The sequence below is a fragment of the Lysobacterales bacterium genome, assembly GCA_016703225.1.
Lineage (GTDB): Bacteria > Pseudomonadota > Gammaproteobacteria > Xanthomonadales > Ahniellaceae > JADKHK01.
The window spans coordinates 191,104-209,423 of the sequence record JADJCM010000001.1 but is presented as its reverse complement, the minus strand read 5'-3'; the positions used below and the strand labels follow the sequence as shown (position 1 = coordinate 209,423).

Genomic DNA, 18,320 nt, shown 5'->3' with positions numbered 1-18,320 from the left:
CGTGGGGCGCGGATCAGGAACCCGCCCGCCGCAGTCGTGCCGCGAATGCCGGCGCGTCTTCGTAGCCGATCAGACGTTCGCCGCGCAATTCCTTGCCGGCGACGTCGAAGAACAGTGTCGCCGGTGGGCCGATGATGCCGAAGCGCTGCTGCAGCGCGACGTGCGCTTCCGACTGCTCGGTCACGTCGGCCTTGATCAGCACGAATCCTTCTACTGCGGCGATCACCGCGGTGTCGCGGAAGGTGCTGCGCTCCATGCGTTTGCACTCGATGCACCAGTCGGCATAGAAGTCGAACAACACCGGCTTGCCGCTGGCAGTCGCCGCCGCGATGGCGGCATCCAGCGCCTCGTTCGAGCCGGCTTTGCTGAAGCGCAGTTCGCCGCTGTCGGCACCGGACGCCGCACGCGAACCGCCCAGGTTCTCGAGCGGGCGCGACCAGTCGCGCGCGCCTGAAGCCATGCCGATGAACTGCAGCACGCCAAGGATCACGAAGATCAGGCCGATCGCCTTCCAGGTTTTCTGCCAGCCCGTCGGGTTCTCCGGCAACCGCTCGAGCGCGTGCAGGTGCACGCCCTTGCCGACCAGCAGGATGCCGGCCAGGAACATCACCCAGCCCGGCGCCAGGATGCGCTCCAGCATCCAGATCGCAAGCCACAGGAAGGCGACGCCGAACGCGACCTTGACCAGTTCCATCCAGCGCCCGGCGCGAGGCATCCAGTGGCCGGCGCCGGTACCGAACGCGAGCAGCGGCAGGCCCATGCCGAGCCCGAGCGAGAACAGCGCGAGGCCACCGAAGATCGGGTCGCGAGTCTGCGAAATGTACACCACCGCACCGGCCAGCAGCGGGCCCGAGCAGGGCCCGACGATCAGCGCCGAGAGCACGCCCATGATCGCGACCCCGGTCAGCGAACCGCCTTCGACCCGGTTGCTGGCCGTCGTCAGTTTCGTTTGCCAGCGGCTCGGCAACTGCAGGTCGTAGAAGCCGAACATCGACAGTGCCAGCGCCACGAACACGAGCGCGAAGCTGCTCAGGATCCACGGCTTCTGGAACAGCGCCTGCAGGTTCTGGCTGGCGAGCCCGGCGATCACGCCGACGATGGTGAACACCAGCGCCGAGGCGAGCACGTAGACCAGCGAGAGCACGAAGGCGCGGCGCGTGCTGAGATTGTCGCCGGCGCCGGCGCCGGCGACGATGCCGGACAGGATCGGTACCATCGGGAACACGCAGGGCGTGAACGCCAGCCCGATGCCGCCCAGCAGGAACACCAGCATCGCGAAGGCGCGATTGCCGCCGCGCAGGCTGTCGGCGAAGAAGTCGGCGCTGCCCTCGGCCGGGGCCGGCGCGGCGTCGGTCGCGCGCAATTCCGGGGTTCCGGCGGGTGCGATCGCGGCGCGTGCGGCGGCAAGTTCGGCAGCGCTGGCAGCCGGCAGCGATACGGTCAGGATGCGCGTCATCGGCGGATAGCAGATGCCGTCGAGCTGGCAGCCCTGCAGGTTTACGCGCAGGTCGATGTCTCGCGCGGCGCCATCCTTGCGCGCGAGGGTGATCGGAATCTCGACCAGATCGAAGTAGACCTCGACCCGACCGAACTCCGGGTCATCGAAGCTGCGGCTCGCCGGCCAGCGCGGCGCGCCGAGATCGCCGACCTTGGGGTCTTCGAGGATGAAGCCGGTCTTGTTGCGGTACAGGTAGTAGTCCTTGGGCATGCTGAAGCGCGCCAGCAGCTCGGTGCCGCTGAGCGCGATCGTCTCGACCTGGAACGCTTCTTCCTCGGGCAGTGGCAGCGCGTCCACACCTTCGCTTGGTGCGGCGGTTCCGGGCAGGCTGAGTGGCGCCGGAGCGGAAACGACCGGGGCGCTGGCGACCACAGGCGCGGCAGTCCCCGGAAGTACCAGCGGCATCGCAGTGACCGGTGCATCCGCCGGGGTCGGCGCCGGCGCGTTCATGGGAGCAGTCGACGTCGGGTCTTCGACCGCGGTTTTCGCCGCCACGGTGCGCGCCGGGTCCGGCAGCGACACCACCACTTCCTTGCGCTGCGGCGGATAGCAGACACCGGCATCGGCGCAGCCTTGGTAGCTGACCTTGAAGCGCAACAGCTCGACGCCAGCGGCGGCGGTGCCGGACAGGGTGGCGGTGGCGCTGCCGCGGTAGGTCTCCATGCGCCCGAAGAACTGGTCTTCCTTGACTTCCCCGGCCGGCAATTGCAGCGGGTTGGCGGCGAAGCTGCCGGAATCGGCCAGCGCCACCTTGATGCGCTCCTTGTACAGGTAGTAGCCGGGCGCGATCTTCCAGCGGAATTCGACGCGGTTCTTGGCCACCGCTTCGGCTTCGAGCCGGAAGGCATCGTCGACCGCCAGCAGGTCCTTCTCGGCGATCGCGCACACTGGTGCACCGGCACCGGTCAGCGCGAGCAGGGTCAACAGGATTCGCGGCCAGTGCAGCCAGGTGTTCATCGGCGGGTTCCAGTGAGGAATTGAGACCGGCAATCTTGGCAGCCGCTTGCAGGCCGTGAAAGCGCCGGATCGATGGCGCTTCGGACCGCCGGCCGCGGTACAAGTTCGCGCCGCCGGCGCGAGCCGCTACCCTTCGCGTCCCGATTCCATCGACGACCCGAGCACGCCATGTCCGACACGCCACCCGATCGCCTCTCCGTCAACCCGCGCAGCCCGTTCTATGACGAGGCGGTTCTGGCACGCGGCATCGGCATCCGCTTCAAGGGCGTCGAGCGCAACGACGTCGAGGAATACTGCGTCAGCGAAGGCTGGGTCCGCGTCGCCGCCGGCCGCACTCTCGACCGCCGCGGCAACCCGATCACCTTCAAGCATCCGGGTCCGGTCGAGCCCTACTTCAAGACCGAAGCCGCTGCCGCGACCGACGAATAGCCCGTTGTCGCCCGCACCAATGCGTGCAGGGCGTTAGCGCTTCTCGACGACATCGTCCGCAGAACGGATCCGGCGCCGGCGCGTTGCAATTGCAGCGCTGTTTTGCCGGCTTCCGCGACATGCGCTGGACGATGTGTTTCTTCTCCGCAACTGATGTCGCGATCGCTCGCCACATCGCGCTCTTGCAGTCATCCCCCAGCGACGGAATGACTGCATGCGTGCCCTGCTTTGGTGTTTTTGCGGACTGATGTTGCATGGCCCCGGTGCCCATGCCGATGTATTCACCGTGGGCTCGGGTGCTGCGTGCACGCACGCCAGCGTGCAGGCCGCCATCAACGCCGGACTCGACAACGGCAACGGTCTGGATGTCATCAACGTGGCGCGCAACCGCACCTACACCGCGCAAGCGCTGGTGGCGCAGAACGACACGCTGGTCATCCAGGGTGGATTCACTGACTGCAGTAGCGCCACCGGTGACCCGAACCAGCCAACGGTGCTTTCCGGGGCAGGCGGCAGCGCTGCTGCAGTGCTGCGCATCCAGGGCAACGGCAATGTGACGCTGCGCAATCTTGTGCTGCAGGACGGCGACGCTCCCGCCAATGCGGACGGCGGCGGGCTGTCGATCATCGACGGCCCGCATCTGATCACCCTGAACAACGTGCGTCTGGCCAGCAATCACGCTGGACGCGGGGCCGGCATGGCGGTCGCATCCAACATGGCCTCTGTCACCGTCACCCTTCAGGGCGACAGCCGCATCTTCGCCAACCAGGCGAGCAGCGATGGCGGCGGCATCTACTGTCTCAACAGCAATCTCTCGCTGGTCACCGAGTCGGGGATCATCAACTCCAATACCAGTGGGCGCGACGGGGGCGGCATCTACGCAGAGAACTGCCACACCGACTTGGCCAGCGGTAATGCCCTGGGCATGCTCTGGAACAACCAGTCGGTGCGCAACGGCGGTGGCATCTACGCGTTTGGCTCTTTCAGTGTCACGCGGGTCTATTCCCTGTTTGCGGATGCGTTGACCCGGCTGGTGGCCAACGTCGCAGCGGCCAGCGGCGGCGCCATCTATGCTGCCGATGGCGCCGATGTGCAGCTGCAAAACATCGAGATCTCCGACAATGCTGCGCAAGACGGTGGCGGCATCTTCTATCGGGGCAGCAGTGGCAGCGTCGGCAATGACCTGACGATTGCATCCACCGGCGTGGCCGATGGTGCGGTTGACTGCCCGCCCGGAAGCATCTGCAACCGCTTCGTCAACAATTACAGCGCGGTGGGTGGAGTCCCAGCCAATGGCGTTGCCGCGATCGCCTGGCGCCTGGAAGGCAGCGCGGCAGGTCGGGCGCAGATCAATCGCGCCAGCTTTACCGGCAACCAGGGTGGTCGGGTGCTGGACAGCTTCGTTCAGAACGATGCCGCCACCAAGCAGATGGCGCTGAGCAATGTGGTTCTGGTGGGCAATCAACAAACCGATTCGCAAGCGGCGCTGATCCAGGGTCAGAAGCTGGTCCTCAACTTCGTCAGCATTGGCGGCAATACGCTCGCGGGTGACGCCGTCATTCGTGGCCTGGATCTGCAGACCGTACTCGGCTATGTGGCGGCTTACCAGCCCGGAAGACCCCTCCTGCGCCAGGTCGGTGGATCCGTTCTCAGTGGTTATCTGATTGCCAACGACCTGAGCGGCATTCCGCCCACGGTCAACAATCTCGAAGCCGATCCGCGTTTTGCAGGTGTCGCCGATCTGCACCTGCGGCGAGATTCACCCGCTATCGACTACGCCACTTCGTCGTCGGCACTGGGCTGGCCCTACAACGCCGACGCAGAAGGCTCGCTGCGCCCGCTGGACGACAGCGGCATCACCAACCAGTTCGGGTCCATCGATGTCGGCGCCTTCGAATCCGCGACCGACGCGCTTTTCGCTGACGGTTTCGACTCGTGATGAACGGGTCCCACATCTGGAGTTCGCCATGAAGACCTCGATTTGCCGCGCTTTGCTTGCTGCCGGCTTCTGCTCCCCCGTGCTCGCTGACAATGAGTTCGCTGTCGGCACCGGCCCCGGCTGCACCCATGCGACGATCCAGTCAGCGCTGGATGCGGCGGCCGGTGATGGCTTGGTGCGGTCGCTGATCAAGATCACGCGCACCCTCAACTACACCCAGCAGGCGTTGCGCATCAATGACCGCGAGTACGTCGAACTGCGCGGCGGCTACGCGCGTTGCGTCGACGCGCTGCCAAGCGCCAGCTATACCCGCATCGACGGCAGCGGCGGCGCCCAGCAGACGGTAATCGCCGTGGTGGGCGACTACCCGTCGACGGTTCGGCTGGCTGGGCTGGAGGTTGTGGGTGGGGACGCCGAAAACCACGAATACGGTGGCGCCATCTATGCCCGTCACGGCGGGCAGTTGGTGATTGCGGCCAGTTCCATTCACGACAACCGGGCCGGCTTCGGCGGGGGCATCGCCATCGATGGCCGAGGTACCGAGTTGGCCCTGCGCGACGACGTGCTGATTTACGGCAACAACGCCCAGTTTGAAGGGGGTGGCGCCTACTGCCGCGACGGATCGGTCTACGTGAATGCCCGCGGCACCGGGTTCTTCAGCAATCAAGCGATGGGTGAGGGAGGTGGACTGCGCCTTCATCGCTGTAACGCCGAGCTGGCCAGCAACGGTCCCTTGGATGCCGGCATTCTCCATGGCAATACTGCGACCGAGGGTGGAGGGTTGAGTGCCCTGAACTCGATCGTGAAGGTCTACAGCGTGCTTGGCAGCGCGCCCAATCGGATTGCCTACAACTACGCTGGTCACAACGGGGGCGGGTTCGCTTTGCGGAACTCCTCGTCGATCACGCTGTGGGACACGCTGATCGAGGGCAACTCCGCCTTGAATGGCGGTGGTGGCTGGATCTACTCCAGCACGGCGAGTGACCCGAGCGTGCGCTTGCGCAGCGCTCGCAATCGGGATGCGCAGACGCCGATTTCTGCCGTGGCCTGCGCCGCCGGCATCAACTGCAACCGGGCCACCGGCAACGTGGCCCGAGCGAGCGGAAGTTCTGCCGGCGAAGGGGCGGTGTTTGCTTTCGACTGGAGCTCGCCACGGGGATGCAACTTCCCCTTCTCGTGCTTCTGGCCCGAGGGGTTCACTGGGGTTGCCGACATCCTGGACGCCCAGATCGACCGCAACGCCGGGAACTCGCTCATTCACTATCGCCAGCACTACGATCACTATGGCATCGCCCAGTCGCTCATTTTCGCCAACAACGTCGGCGATGCCCTGATCAAGACCGGTGACGACGACAAGGTGTGGATTGCACAGACGACCATCACCGGGAACAGCATCGGCGGCGCGGTCGTGCGCGCACCGCACCTGGACTTGCGCTGTGCCATCGTCAATCAGGCCGGCCTGATTCGCCAGGGTAGCGGCACCCTTGAAGCGCAGTTCGTGCTGGTGCCGAGTACAGCCTCGTTGCCGACGAACACCAGCGTCTTCCAGGGCGTGCCGCGCTTCGTGTCGCCCGCGAGCGATAACTTCCGGTTGTTCGCAGGCGAGGCCCGGATCGATCCGATTCCATCGCCGGGCATCGATATCGCCAGTGGCTGCGGGGTGTTCCAGCGTCAGAACGATCTCGACGGACAGCTGCGACCCGTCGACAACCCCGCCTCGCCCAATCAGTTCGGAACGCTGGATCTCGGGCCATACGAGGCACGCCAGTCCCTGCCCTCGTTCTGACCGGGGCGCAGGGCGGGCGGTCGCGAGCGCGGTTCCGCGCTCGAGTCCCGCCCATCCGGCGATGGGGGTGAGGCCAAAAAGATGGAGTGTGGGTTGGCGCTTCGCCTACTCGAAACCGTCGCCGAAGATCGCCGCCGGCAGCGCCGTCACCGTGAGGGTGAATGACTGCGTGGCCTGCGCCAGCGATGGATCGCGTGCGGTGACGGTGACGTTGTGCACGCCGATGTCGGCCGCCAGCACGGTGCCGCCGATGTTGCCGTCGTTCAGGCCGATGGCGACCGACGCCGGCAGCCCGGTGGCAGTGTAGGTCAGCGCATCGCCGTCGACATCGGCGAAGCCCGCTGCGGTGCCGAGGCTGACCAGGGTGCCCTCCGGATAGCTCTGGTTGGCCAGCGTGCCCACCGCGTTCGGCGCGTCGTTGCTGCAGGTCATGGTGATCGACACCGTCGCCGACGATCCGCCGTTGAGCGTGTAGCTGAAACTGGTCGACGCGCAGAAGTTCGCGTTCGGCGTGAACACCACATGCGCACCGGCGGGACCGATGGTCACCGTGCCCCGCTCGGCTGGGTCACCGACTGCACCAGTTTCGGGCCGCCATCGGGGTCGGGATCATTGGCCAGCACCAGGATCGTGTTCGCGCCGCTGTCTTCGTTGATGTTGGCGTTATCCGCAGTGGCGGTCGGCGGATTGCTCGCCGGCAGGCAATTGCAGTTGAACAGGCATTCCGCCCATTCCGGGTGGTCGATGAACGGATTGCGGTTGCCCTGGAAGCTGAAGATGACGCCATTGCGCAGGAGCTCGTGCTCGTCCGGCGGATCGGCCGCGTGCCATGCGAGCAGGGTCGACTTGAGCCCCATGTAGGCCGGTCCGGTGGTGGTGCTGGCGCGGCTGAGAATGAGATTGCGGTCGTCGGTCACGATCAGGTCCGGCTCGCTCTGGCCAATGGTGTTGCCGCCGGTCGCGGTACCGCCCTCGTAACGGATGTCCATGTACAGCACCGCGCGAGCCATGTCGCCCTTGCGGTGGTTCCAGACTTCGTAGCTGCCGAAGGCTTCGCTGCCGGCAGTCTTCCTCCAGTTGTGGTTGCCGCTGGCATAGGTCACCGCGCCGCCGCCAAAGCCGTTGTAGGCAAGCGTGGCATCGGCGCTGCAGCCGTCGGTATCGGGGCAATTCGCGTAGGGCTTCGAGCCGCGATTGCTGTTGTACTCGATGTCCGACAGATACAGCATGTGGGTGTCGACATAAGCCGAGGATTGCGGCACGCCGGAGCCGTTCACGCCGCTCAGGTTGTTGAAGCCGTAGCTGTTCGGCCAGGTGTGCTCGCGGTTGTAATTGCTGTTGCCACCGCCGGCCTTGGCATAACTCGCGTTCTCGTACACCTCGAGCACGCTGCTGCTGCTCAGCGGATCCTGGTCGGCCGCTTCGAGCACGGTCCAGGTATCGGGCAGCGTGGCGTGGCTGTACGGAAACGCGGTGTGGTCGTCGATCTTGTCGTGCAGCGTGCTGCGCAGCGTGACGCAGGTGCTGGCATCGACGCCGGCGTAGTAGTCGCCTGACCCGCTGCCGATGGTGAAGTCGAACACGTAGTCGGCGGCCATCGGCGTTGCGGCGCCATCGGTGTCGGTGACCAGAGCGGCGGTCACGGTGACCGTGCAGACCTCGGCTGCGGTGAAATCGGCATCGGGGTTCAGCGTGAAACTCGTCGCGGGCGTCGCCGACAGAACGAAGGTGTGCGCGCCTGATGTCGCGCAGCTGACGGTGAACGAAGCCGTCGTCGCGTTGACCGGCTCGCTGAACACCACGGTGATGTCGCTGCCGAGGGTGACGTTGATCGCGTTGTCGGCGGGCGTGGTCGAGCTCACCATCGGTGCCAGATCGGCGCCGGTGGTGAAGGTCCAGGTTTTCGGTGCCGCCATCGGGTTGGGCATGCCGTCCTGGTCAACGACGTTTGCCACCGCGATGGTCGCGGTGCAGAGTTCGCTGAAGGCGAAGTCGCTGTCCGGGTTGAGCGTCCAGATCGTCGGTCCGCCGCTGACCGTCAGCGGATGAACGCCGCTGCTGGCGCAACTCAGCGCCAGCCAGTTCGGCAGCGTGGGCGTGACCGCTTCGCTGAAGGTGACGCTCAGGTTGGCGCTGACGCCGATGCCGGTGGCGGTGTCGGCCGGAACGGTGGAGACGACGCTCGGCGCCGAGTCGGCGACGGTGGTGAACGAGAACGCATTCGAGCCGGTCAGCGGGTCGAGCGTGCCGTCGGTGTCGCGGATGTTGGCTGCGGTCAGCGTGACCGTGCAGCTGGCGTTGAACGGCAGGTCCAGCGTCGGATCGAAACTGCGCGTGCTGCCGCTGCCTGACATCGTTCCTGCGACGGCGCCGGCGCCGCAGTCCAGCACGAACCAGGGGTCGGTGGTGGTGACTGCTTCCGAGAACGTGAGTGCGATGTTGCTGGCGACCGCGACGTTGCTTGCGCCGCTGGTCGGCGCGCTCGCGGTCAGCTGCGGCGGGTTGTCGACCGCGAGGCCAACGCTGAAGTCGTCGATGGCGAGACCGTCGTCGTTGCCGCTGAGGTTCGGGTCGATCCAGCGGATCCACATCGTCGCGCCGTCCGCGAGCGTGAAGCCGCCGCCGCTGATCGTTGCGCTGATGGCGACGAAATTGCCGGTCGCGTTGCCATTCAGTGCGCCGGGGGCCGAAGTCGTGTTCGGTGACGGCAGGTCGAGCCCGTCGAAGTCGACCCAGGTACCGCTGGTCAGCGAAGTCGCATCGAGGCTGTACTGGAAGTTCAGCGGATCGGCGCGCCCGGCCACGCCGAGACGCCATTGCTCACCGCGATAGCTGACGAGCAATTCGGACAAGGTCGAGCCGGTGTTGTTCTGCAATCGCGCCCCAAGCATCGGCTCGGTCGAGTTCGATCGCAACGAACCGAATGCGCGCTCGGTCGTTGACGTCGTGCCGTAGGAATACGCACTGCCGGAAACGCCAATGCCGTCGTCCGCCGCGTACGTGCCGGCGGCACCATTCTCGGTGAAATACCAGCCGGTGGGCACGATCGTGTTCGCCGTGCCGGTATTGGCGAGCGAATCGAAACTCTCGACCGCCGGCACGCCGCCGGTGATGGAGACCGACTGCGCCAGCGCAGCGGAAGAACAACAAAGCGCCAGCAGCGCGCCACGAAGCACGGTTCGCATCGAGAGACCCGGGGTTGAAAAAGGGGGGCGGCGATTCTAGCTGCGAATCGTGAACCGGCGTGTTGCAGTGCGGCGAGTGCGGATCAGGGCGGTGGCGGCGGTTCCTCGAAGCCGTCGCCGAACAACACCGGATTCAGCTCGATCGCGCCGAAGTCGCAGGCCGCCACACCGCCGTTGCCAGCGAGCGGTCGTGGCGTCAGCAACTGGTCGAGATCGACCACTTCGAAGGCCACGGCATCGAGGCAGTCGGGTGCGCTGTCGACGGCCACGCTGTCGAACCGCGGCGTGTAGTGCGGCGAGTCGGCCTGGGCGTCGATCGGCTCGAACTGCGACTCGAGTGCGGGCACGACGACGCCCGGGCAGGATGCATCGTCCACGCGGTTTGTCGTGCGAGCGCTGAGCGCGGCGCCGGCGCACGGCGTGGCGCCGGTGTTGGCGGCAATCGCGCTGACATTGAGGATCGCGGCGGCTTCGCTGTCGATCGCTGCGGCGCGAACGGGCCCAGTCGCGCCAGTGGCGCCTGCGGGCGGCGGTGGGTCGCCTGGCATCAGCGGAGGTCCCCCAGGCCCTCCCGGTCCGCCGTCGCCCGCGTCGACGGCGTTGGCGATCAGTGTCGAAAAGGCTGCGGTGGGGGCGGCCGACTCCGCAAATGCCAGTGCTCCGCCGATGGCAGCGCCGCCGTCGCCACCATTGAAGCCGGGCAGTCCGATGCTGCCCATGCCGCCGCCGCCACCGTTGCCGCCAGCGGCAAGGTTGCCGGAAAAGGTCGAGTTCAGAATGTCTGCGGTCGCCATGGCGTGAACCGCGCCGCCGCTTGCGGCACCACCGGATGCACCTGGGAGGAAGATGCTCGACGCGCCGTTGCCACCCTGCGCCTGGTTGCCGACGAAGGCGCAGTTCTCGACCAACAGGTCGCCGGCGGCAAAGATCGCGCCGCCGCGTGCCGAAGCGCCCGGCATGCCGGTTTCCGGCGCGCCGAATGCACCGGTGGCGCGGTTGTCGCGGAACACGCAATCACGCAGCTCCAGCGCGGCGCCCGCGGCGATGTAGATGGCGCCGCCGTCCGCGCTCACACCCGGGAGCGAAGGCGCAGCACCGTTCTCGAAGCTCAGGCCGATCACGCGCGCATCACCATTGCCGACCACCTCCAGCAGCCGTCCATTGCCGCCGACGCGACGGATCGTGGTGCGGGCGCCGTCGGTGGCGGTGATGCGCAACGGCACGTCGATCTGCAGCGCGCTTCCGCTGAGGCCGATCAGGATCGGTGCCGGCAGCGCCAGGTCGAACAGGATGCGATCGTCGGTGTTCGCTGCGTCCACCGCATCACGCAGGGTGCAGCTTGCGTCGCAGGTGCCATCGGAGGCGTCGCCGGTGTCGGTGACGGTCCAGGTGGCGGCGCACGCGCCGCCCGCAGCGGTCAGTGCGCCGCCGATCCAGAGTGTCAAGGTGCGCAGCCGCATCGTCGTCACCGACTCCCACAGAGGCCGCCGATTCTAGTCGCGATCGGCGCGAACCGGCCCGGTAGCTGCGACCGGGCGGTGAGTTGACGGCCGTAGGCGGCGCGACCGGTGCTGTGCAACACAAGGTGACTCGGTAGCCCGGCGCTGCTAGCCTCCGCGGCGGCGCGGTGGCGCGCATTCCGGTCTGCATCAATCTTGGGGGTTGCAATGAAGTCCAATTCTTTCGGCGCGCGCGCCGCGAGTGCGCGCGGTCTTGTCGCTGCGTGGATCAGCGCGGCAGCGGCCCTGCTGTTCTCATCGTCCGGCTTTGCCGGCGAGCACTACAAGCCGGAGGAAGTCGGCTTCGTCGTCAACCAGAAGGCAGAAGTGACGCGTGCGAACGGGTTCCTGGCCTCTAAGGCCGTCGCGTTCGGCTTGTCGGTGCCGATCCGTGATCTGCCGAAGGCGCCGCCGCCGCGCGGCAAGGGCGTCAAGGACCTGGACGAGCGCAACGAGAACCCGCGCGTGCGTTATCCGATCCCCGGTGCCGGGCTCGGCGAGCGCGACTTCATCGATCCGCTGCTGGTGCTGAACCACGGCGATGCCCCGAGCGCGATGCCGTCGCCGGCCGCGACCTACGACGGCATGACCAACGCCGAAGCCTGCGGCTGCCTGCCGCCGGACACCAACGGCGACATCGGTCCGACCCATTACGTGCAGACGGTGAACGTGCGCGCCAGCATTTACAACCGCACCACCGGTGCGCGCGTGCTCGGTCCCGACCTGCAAAGCACCGCGTTCTTCAGCGGCCTGCCCGCGGGCAATTCCTGCCGCACCGGTGACGACGGCGATCCGGTGGTGCTGTATGACCCGCTCGCCGATCGCTGGATGATCAGCCAGTTCGAAGTGGACGATGTCCCTGGTCACCAGTGCATCGCGATTTCGCAGACCGGCGATCCGACCGGCGCCTATTACGCCTACGACTTCGTCATGCCCAACGGCGAGTTCCACGACTATCCGCACTACGGTGTGTGGCCCGACGGCTATTACATGGCCGACCACATGTTCAACCAGGCGGGCACCGCCTATACCGGCGCTGGGTTCTTTGCCTTCGATCGCGCCAAGATGCTGGCTGGTGATCCCAGCGCGTCCTACATCTTCTACAGCAACGTCAATGCCGGCGGCCATCTGCCGATCGACCTGGACGGCTTCATCGCGCCGCCAGCCGGTTTGCCGCACCGTTTCGTGGAGTTCCTCGCCGACGAGTTCGGTTCGGCGACCGACGGCCTGCGCATCTACGAACTGGTGCCGAACTACGCCAACCCGGGTGCATCGACCTTCACCACCAAGGGCGACATCACCCTGGCCGCGTTCGACGCGCGCGCTCCCACTTCCTCGCGCAGCGTGATCGAACAGAGCGGCACGGCAGTCGGTCTGGATGCGATCGCCGATCGCCTGATGTTCCGCGTCGGCTATCGCAACCTCGGCACTGCCGCGGCGCCGGTGAACTCCTATGTCGGCACCTTCACGGTCAATGTCTCGGGCGTCAATCCGACCAGCATGGCCACGTACCAGGCGGGGGAACGCTGGTTCGAGTTGCGCAGCACCGATACCGGCGCGGCATTGCCGACCGTGCGCGACCAGGGCACGCAGAATCTGGCACCCGGCAATGGCGCCGGTGGCGTCAACAACTTCATGGGCAGCATCGCCCAGGACGCGCAGGGCAATCTCGCGCTCGGCTTCTCGCAGTCGTCTTCGAGCAGCTTCCCGAACATCGTCATCGCCGGTCGCACCGGTTCCGGCACCGGCGGCGGCCTCAACGAGGGCGAGGCAAGCTTCTTTGCTTCCGGTGGTTCGCAGACTTCGTCGAGCAATCGCTGGGGCGACTACAGCGCGATGGGTGTCGACCCGACCGACGAATGCACCTTCTGGTACACGCAGGAGTACTACGCATCTACCAGCACCAGCGCCTGGCGCACGCGCTTCGGCAAGTTCACCTACCCGGGCTGCACCACGCCACCGCGGGGCCTGATCGCCGCGCACATCACCGATTGCAGCAGCAGCGCCGACATCGCCGATGCGACGGTGAGCGTCAGTGGCGGCTTCTCGCGTCAGACCAACGCCAGCGGTGCGTTGCTCAGCAATATCGGCGTGTCGCCTGCCACCTACACGGTCACCGTGAGCAAGACCAACTACTCGACCTACACCGACAATGCAGTGGTGGTGACCGATGGCAATACCACCACGGTGAATGCGTGCATTTCCGGCTCCCCGGCGATCGCTTCGGCCCCGCCGGCCCTGGTCAGCGCAGAGAATTTCCTGCCGCTGAACTCCGCACCGGACCCGGGCGAGACGGTGACGGTGTCGCTGCCGCTGCACAATACGGCTCCCACCAACAGCACCAACCTGGTCGCGACGCTTCAGGCCAGCGGCGGCGTGACCGCGCCGAGCGGTCCGCAGAACTACGGCGTGCTCGTGGGCGGCGGCGCCAATGTCAGCCGCGACTTCAGCTTCACCGCGGCTGGCGTTTGCGGTGACGACATCACGCTGACGCTCACCCTGCAGGACGGTGCGCTGAACCTCGGCACTGCGACCTTCACCCTGCAGCTCGGTACCACGTCGACCACCACCGCCCTGAGCGAGAACTTCGACAGCGTCACCGCCCCGGCGTTGCCCGCGGGCTGGACCACCGCGCAGTCGGATGCCGGCGTTGCCTTCGTCAGTTCGATCACGCTGCCAAACAGCGTGCCGAACGACGCCTACAGCCCGAACGTCACCGCGGTCGGAAACGCCGAGATCATCAGCCCCGCGATCAGTGTGCCGGCGGGGGGCGGGCAGCTCAGTTTCCGAAACCTGTTCAACCTGGAGGACACCTACGACGGTGCGGTGGTCGAGCTTGCGATCAACGGCGGGGCATATGCCGACATCACCACCGGCGGCAATGCCTTCGTGGCTGGTGGCTACACCGACACGATCTCGTCGAGCTGGTCCAGTCCGATCGCCGGCCGCCAGGCCTGGAGCGGACTCTCCGGCGGAACCACGGCGCTGCCGACCTACCTGACCTCGACCATCAACCTGCCGGCCGCTGCGGCCGGACAGTCGGTGCAGTTGAAGTGGCGCCTGGCTGCCGACAGCAGCGTCGCCGCCGGCGGGGCCAATGGCCTGCGCATCGATGACGTGTCGGTGCTGGCGAGTTCACCGGTGTGCTCGGTGGCGGCGGTGAACACCGCGCCCTCGATCACCGGGCCGGCGAACGCGAACCTCCTCGAAGATGCCGCGACCAGCGCGCTTGCCGTGACCGTCGGCGACACCGAAACCGCGGTCGGCGCGCTGGTGCTGAGCGCCAGTTCGAGCGACACCACGCTGGTGCCGAACGCCAACATCGTGCTCGGCGGCAGCGGCAGCGCGCGCACCGTCACCGTGACGCCGGATGCGAACCGCTTCGGTACTGCCACCATCACGCTCACCGTGACCGATGGCGGCGCCCTCACTGCGACCGCCACCTTCGATGTCATCGTTGCAGCGGTCAACGACAAGCCTTCGTTCACGCCGGGTACCTCGCCGTCGCACGCCGGCGGAACCAGCGGGGCGCAGACCTCGGCTGGTTTCATCGGGGCCATCAACTTCGGCCCGTATGAGGGCGCGCAGACGGTGCTCGGCTACAACGTGACCGAAACTGCGGACCCGAACGGCATCGTCAGCGGCACCGCGATCGCTGCCGACGGCACGCTCAGCTACACCCTGTCCGGCCTGAGCGGCACTGCCAGTTTCAACGTCACGCTGCAGGATTCCGGTGGCACTGCCAATGGCGGCATCGACACTTCGGATCCGAAGACCTTCGCGATCACGGTCGGACCGCTGGTCGACGCCGTGTTCGCCGACGGCTTCGAGTAACTACGAAGGCCACGGGCCGGCCTGCGGGCCGGGCTCGTCGAGTGATCCGGGGTCGCCGCAGGGCGGCCCCGTTTTTTTGGTGCGCATCGGTTCCGGGCAGCCCTTGAATCCGGCACCGACTGCCCCATCTCCGGGCCGTCCCCGACGCGACCTTCTCCTGGGAAGCGTCGGCGGCTAGAATTGGCACTCATCGACGGTGAGTGCTAACAACTTGTCGAGAATCTTCGTTCAATCAATCGTTTGCAGAGGATGAGCATGAACATCAAACCGCTTCACGACCGTGTTGTCATCAAGCGCATGGAAGAAGAAAAGATCTCCGCCGGTGGCATCGTGATCCCGGATTCGGCCACCGAGAAGCCGATCCGCGGCGAAATCGTCGCCGTCGGTCCGGGCAAGCCGCTGGACAACGGTTCGGTGCGCGCCCCGACGGTCAAGGTCGGCGACAAGGTGCTGTTCGGCAAGTACAGCGGCACCGAGCAGAAGCTCGACGGCGTTGAATACGTCTTCATCAAGGAAGACGACATCTTCGCGGTTCTCGGTTAATCGAATCCACATGTAGGAGCGCCACTTGTGGCGCGATTGCTCTTCCGCACCCCGCCCGAATTTCGGATCGCGCCACAAGTGGCGCTCCTACAAAAAGACAATCATTAAGGAAGCAAACATGGCTGCCAAAGAAATCCGTTTCTCCGAAGACGCCCGCGCCCGCATGGTCCGCGGCGTGAACGTGCTCGCCAACGCCGTCAAGGCCACCCTCGGCCCGAAGGGTCGCAATGTCGTGCTCGAGAAGAGCTTCGGCGCACCGACCATCACCAAGGACGGCGTCTCCGTCGCCAAGGAAATCGAGCTGGCCGACAAGTTCGAGAACATGGGCGCGCAGATGGTCAAGGAAGTCGCTTCGAAGACTTCCGACGTCGCCGGTGACGGCACCACCACCGCGACCGTGCTCGCCCAGGCGCTGATCCGCGAAGGCATGAAGGCCGTTGCGGCCGGCATGAACCCGATGGACCTGAAGCGCGGCATCGACCGTGCCGTCAGCGCCGCGGTTGCCGAGCTGAAGAAGCAGAGCAAGCCGTGCAACTCGTCCAAGGAAATCGCACAGGTCGGTTCGATCTCGGCGAACTCGGACCAGGACATCGGCGAGCTGATCGCGAAGGCGATGGACAAGGTCGGCAAGGAAGGCGTGATCACGGTCGAGGAAGGTTCGGGTCTCGAGAACTCGCTGGATGTCGTCGAAGGCATGCAGTTCGACCGCGGTTACCTCTCCCCGTACTTCATCAACAACCAGCAGTCGATGAGCGCCGAGCTGGAAAGCCCGTTCGTGCTGCTGTACGACAAGAAAATCTCGAACGTGCGTGACCTGCTGCCGGTGCTGGAAGGCGTCGCCAAGTCGGGCAAGCCGCTGCTGATCGTGGCCGAGGAAGTCGAAGGCGAAGCGCTGGCGACGCTGGTGGTCAACACCATCCGTGGCATCGTCAAAGTCTGCGCCGTCAAGGCACCGGGCTTCGGCGACCGTCGCAAGGCGATGCTCGAAGACATGGCCGTCCTCACCGGTGGCACCGTGATCTCCGAGGAAGTCGGTCTGAGCCTGGAGAAGGCGACGATCAAGGACCTCGGCACCGCCAAGAAAGATCCAGATCTCGAAAGAGAACAGCACCATCATCGACGGCGCCGGCGACAAGAAGGCGATCGAAGCGCGCATCAAGCAGATCAAGGCGCAGATCGAAGAGACCACCTCCGACTACGACCGCGAGAAGCTGCAGGAACGTGTCGCCAAGCTTGCCGGCGGCGTCGCCGTGATCAAGGTCGGTGCCTCGACCGAAATCGAGATGAAGGAGAAGAAGGCCCGCGTCGAAGACGCCCTGCACGCAACCCGTGCGGCCGTTGAAGAAGGCGTGGTCGCCGGTGGCGGCGTCGCGCTGGTGCGTGCACTCTCGGCGATCGGCTCGCTCAAGGGCGACAACGAAGACCAGAACCACGGCATCGTCATCGCCAAGCGCGCGATGGAAGCCCCGCTGCGCGAAATCGTCGCCAACGCCGGCGAAGAGCCGAGCGTGGTGCTGAACAAGGTTGCCGAGAACAAGGGCAACTACGGCTACAACGCCGCGACCGGCCAGTACGGCGACATGATCGAACTCGGCATTCTCGATCCGACCAAGGTCACCCGCACCGCGCTGCAGAATGCGGCATCCATCGCCGGCCTGATGATCACCACCGAAGCCATGGTGGCCGAAGCGCCGAAGAAAGAGGCCCCGGCAGCGCACGGTGGCCACGACCACGGTGGCGGCATGGGCGGCATGGATTTCTGATGTATGAGCGCCACTTGTGGCGCGATCCGATGCACGACAAACCCCGCAGCGATGCGGGGTTTTTCTTGCCGGCTGCGGCGGTCCGTCGCTGGGCTTACCCTGCCGCTGCCCGCCGGAGATGGTTTCTCATGCTCAAGAGCCACGATCGCGAGAAGCTGATCAACGCCGCGATCTACTTCGCGGAGCACACCCGCCATTGCGGCAAGATCAAGCTGATCAAGCTGCTGTACCTGCTGGATTTCGAGCACTACCGTCAGACGGGCGCCCCAGTCACGGGCATGGAATACCGAGCCATGAAGATGGGGCCGGTACCGATGGAGCTCTATCAGGAGTGGGATGCGCTTGAGCCAGACTTTGCCGACGACATCGACATCGTTCCGCTGCAGGTAGTCGACTTCGTGCGCGAGTCCGTGCGACCGCTGCGCGCATTCGACGACAGCCATTTCACGCGACGCGAACTGCGCCTCATGCACGAGCTCGCGACCCGATTCCGGGACGACTTCTCCAAGCCCATGATCGGCGTGACCCACGAGGAGCGCGGGCCTTGGGCGGCCATCTGGGACAACGGCCGCGGGAACCTGGAGCGCATCCCGTTTGCGCTCGCGATTCGCGAAGAAGACTCGCATGCAGCGCTCGTCCGGGAGGCCGCCACCGAGTACGAGGGCATCCGGCTCGCGCAAGGGCACTGAGGCGTGTTGGCGCGTGTTGGCTCGGTCTGCCGCGACGCAGGGTTCTATGTCGACGCCGGGACGGGTGAGCGGATGCCCAAGTACCTGCTCGTGCTGGCCTCGCCGGAGCGGGGCGACATCGTGTTCCGGCTGCTCACCAGTCGTTACGCCGGGTTGCGCCCCGAGGATCCGCCCTGCTTTCACGGACACCCCTACGCG

General features: G+C 66.1%; 10 protein-coding genes and 1 pseudogene. 7 read left to right on the top strand and 4 right to left on the bottom strand.

Going from position 1 to position 18,320, the window contains the following annotated elements; translation table 11 throughout:
• Window positions 1–13: 13 nt before the first annotated feature.
• Window positions 14–2,455 (bottom strand): protein-disulfide reductase DsbD, encoded by a 2,442-nt coding sequence (dsbD, locus tag IPG63_00870; GenBank protein MBK6725805.1) that lies wholly within the window; start codon window positions 2,453–2,455, stop codon window positions 14–16.
• Between the two features lie 168 nt (window positions 2,456–2,623).
• Here dsbD and IPG63_00865 point away from each other — a divergent pair, with 168 nt between their 5' ends.
• The 3 genes from IPG63_00865 to IPG63_00855 all read left to right on the top strand — a co-directional run bounded on the left by IPG63_00865 (window position 2,624) and on the right by IPG63_00855 (window position 6,609).
• On the top strand, window positions 2,624–2,884 hold the full coding sequence (locus IPG63_00865) for a DUF3297 family protein (GenBank protein ID MBK6725804.1): 261 nt from the start codon (window positions 2,624–2,626) through the stop codon (window positions 2,882–2,884).
• A 526-nt stretch (window positions 2,885–3,410) separates the two neighbouring features.
• On the top strand, window positions 3,411–4,823 hold the full coding sequence (locus tag IPG63_00860) for a hypothetical protein (protein ID MBK6725803.1): 1,413 nt from the start codon (window positions 3,411–3,413) through the stop codon (window positions 4,821–4,823).
• Between the two features lie 28 nt (window positions 4,824–4,851).
• On the top strand, window positions 4,852–6,609 hold the full coding sequence (locus IPG63_00855) for a hypothetical protein (GenBank protein MBK6725802.1): 1,758 nt from the start codon (window positions 4,852–4,854) through the stop codon (window positions 6,607–6,609).
• Window positions 6,610–6,714: 105 nt separating this feature from the next.
• Here IPG63_00855 and IPG63_00850 read toward each other — a convergent pair whose 3' ends face one another.
• The 3 genes from IPG63_00850 to IPG63_00840 all read right to left on the bottom strand — a co-directional run bounded on the left by IPG63_00850 (window position 6,715) and on the right by IPG63_00840 (window position 11,254).
• Complete coding sequence (locus IPG63_00850; GenBank protein MBK6725801.1) at window positions 6,715–7,158, bottom strand: hypothetical protein; 444 nt, start codon at window positions 7,156–7,158, stop codon at window positions 6,715–6,717.
• Complete coding sequence (locus IPG63_00845; GenBank protein ID MBK6725800.1) at window positions 7,155–9,794, bottom strand: Ig-like domain-containing protein; 2,640 nt, start codon at window positions 9,792–9,794, stop codon at window positions 7,155–7,157. The genes IPG63_00850 and IPG63_00845 overlap by 4 nt, the downstream gene beginning before the upstream one ends.
• Before the next feature lie 83 nt (window positions 9,795–9,877).
• Window positions 9,878–11,254 carry a hypothetical protein gene (locus tag IPG63_00840; protein ID MBK6725799.1) on the bottom strand — a complete coding sequence of 459 codons (1,377 nt, stop codon included), beginning with the start codon at window positions 11,252–11,254 and terminating at the stop codon, window positions 9,878–9,880.
• 207 nt (window positions 11,255–11,461) lie between these two features.
• On the opposite strand from IPG63_00840, the gene IPG63_00835 reads away from it, so the two are divergent.
• From IPG63_00835 to IPG63_00820, 4 genes and pseudogenes are all read left to right on the top strand, one after another.
• Window positions 11,462–15,127: a hypothetical protein gene (locus tag IPG63_00835; protein MBK6725798.1), complete on the top strand. Its 3,666-nt coding sequence runs from the start codon at window positions 11,462–11,464 to the stop codon at window positions 15,125–15,127.
• Window positions 15,128–15,382: 255 nt separating this feature from the next.
• Window positions 15,383–15,670 carry a co-chaperone GroES gene (locus IPG63_00830; protein ID MBK6725797.1) on the top strand — a complete coding sequence of 96 codons (288 nt, stop codon included), beginning with the start codon at window positions 15,383–15,385 and terminating at the stop codon, window positions 15,668–15,670.
• A 118-nt stretch (window positions 15,671–15,788) separates the two neighbouring features.
• A pseudogene (groL, locus tag IPG63_00825) lies at window positions 15,789–17,433 on the top strand (chaperonin GroEL).
• On the top strand, window positions 17,433–18,122 hold the full coding sequence (locus IPG63_00820; protein ID MBK6725796.1) for a SocA family protein: 690 nt from the start codon (window positions 17,433–17,435) through the stop codon (window positions 18,120–18,122). Before groL ends, IPG63_00820 begins: the two are co-directional and overlap by 1 nt.
• The last annotated feature ends 198 nt before the right edge of the window (window positions 18,123–18,320 follow it).

Excerpts from the sequence above, each read along its gene's own strand:
- dsbD (MBK6725805.1), bottom strand. The coding sequence starts at position 2,455 with ATGAACACCTGGCTGCACTGGCCGCGAATCCTGTTGACCCTGCTCGCG.
- IPG63_00865 (MBK6725804.1), top strand. The coding sequence starts at position 2,624 with ATGTCCGACACGCCACCCGATCGCCTCTCCGTCAACCCGCGCAGCCCG.
- IPG63_00855 (MBK6725802.1), top strand. The coding sequence starts at position 4,852 with ATGAAGACCTCGATTTGCCGCGCTTTGCTTGCTGCCGGCTTCTGCTCC.
- IPG63_00845 (MBK6725800.1), bottom strand. The coding sequence starts at position 9,794 with ATGCGAACCGTGCTTCGTGGCGCGCTGCTGGCGCTTTGTTGTTCTTCC.
- IPG63_00840 (MBK6725799.1), bottom strand. The coding sequence starts at position 11,254 with ATGCGGCTGCGCACCTTGACACTCTGGATCGGCGGCGCACTGACCGCT.
- IPG63_00835 (MBK6725798.1), top strand. The coding sequence starts at position 11,462 with ATGAAGTCCAATTCTTTCGGCGCGCGCGCCGCGAGTGCGCGCGGTCTT.
- IPG63_00830 (MBK6725797.1), top strand. The coding sequence starts at position 15,383 with ATGAACATCAAACCGCTTCACGACCGTGTTGTCATCAAGCGCATGGAA.
- IPG63_00820 (MBK6725796.1), top strand. The coding sequence starts at position 17,433 with ATGTATGAGCGCCACTTGTGGCGCGATCCGATGCACGACAAACCCCGC.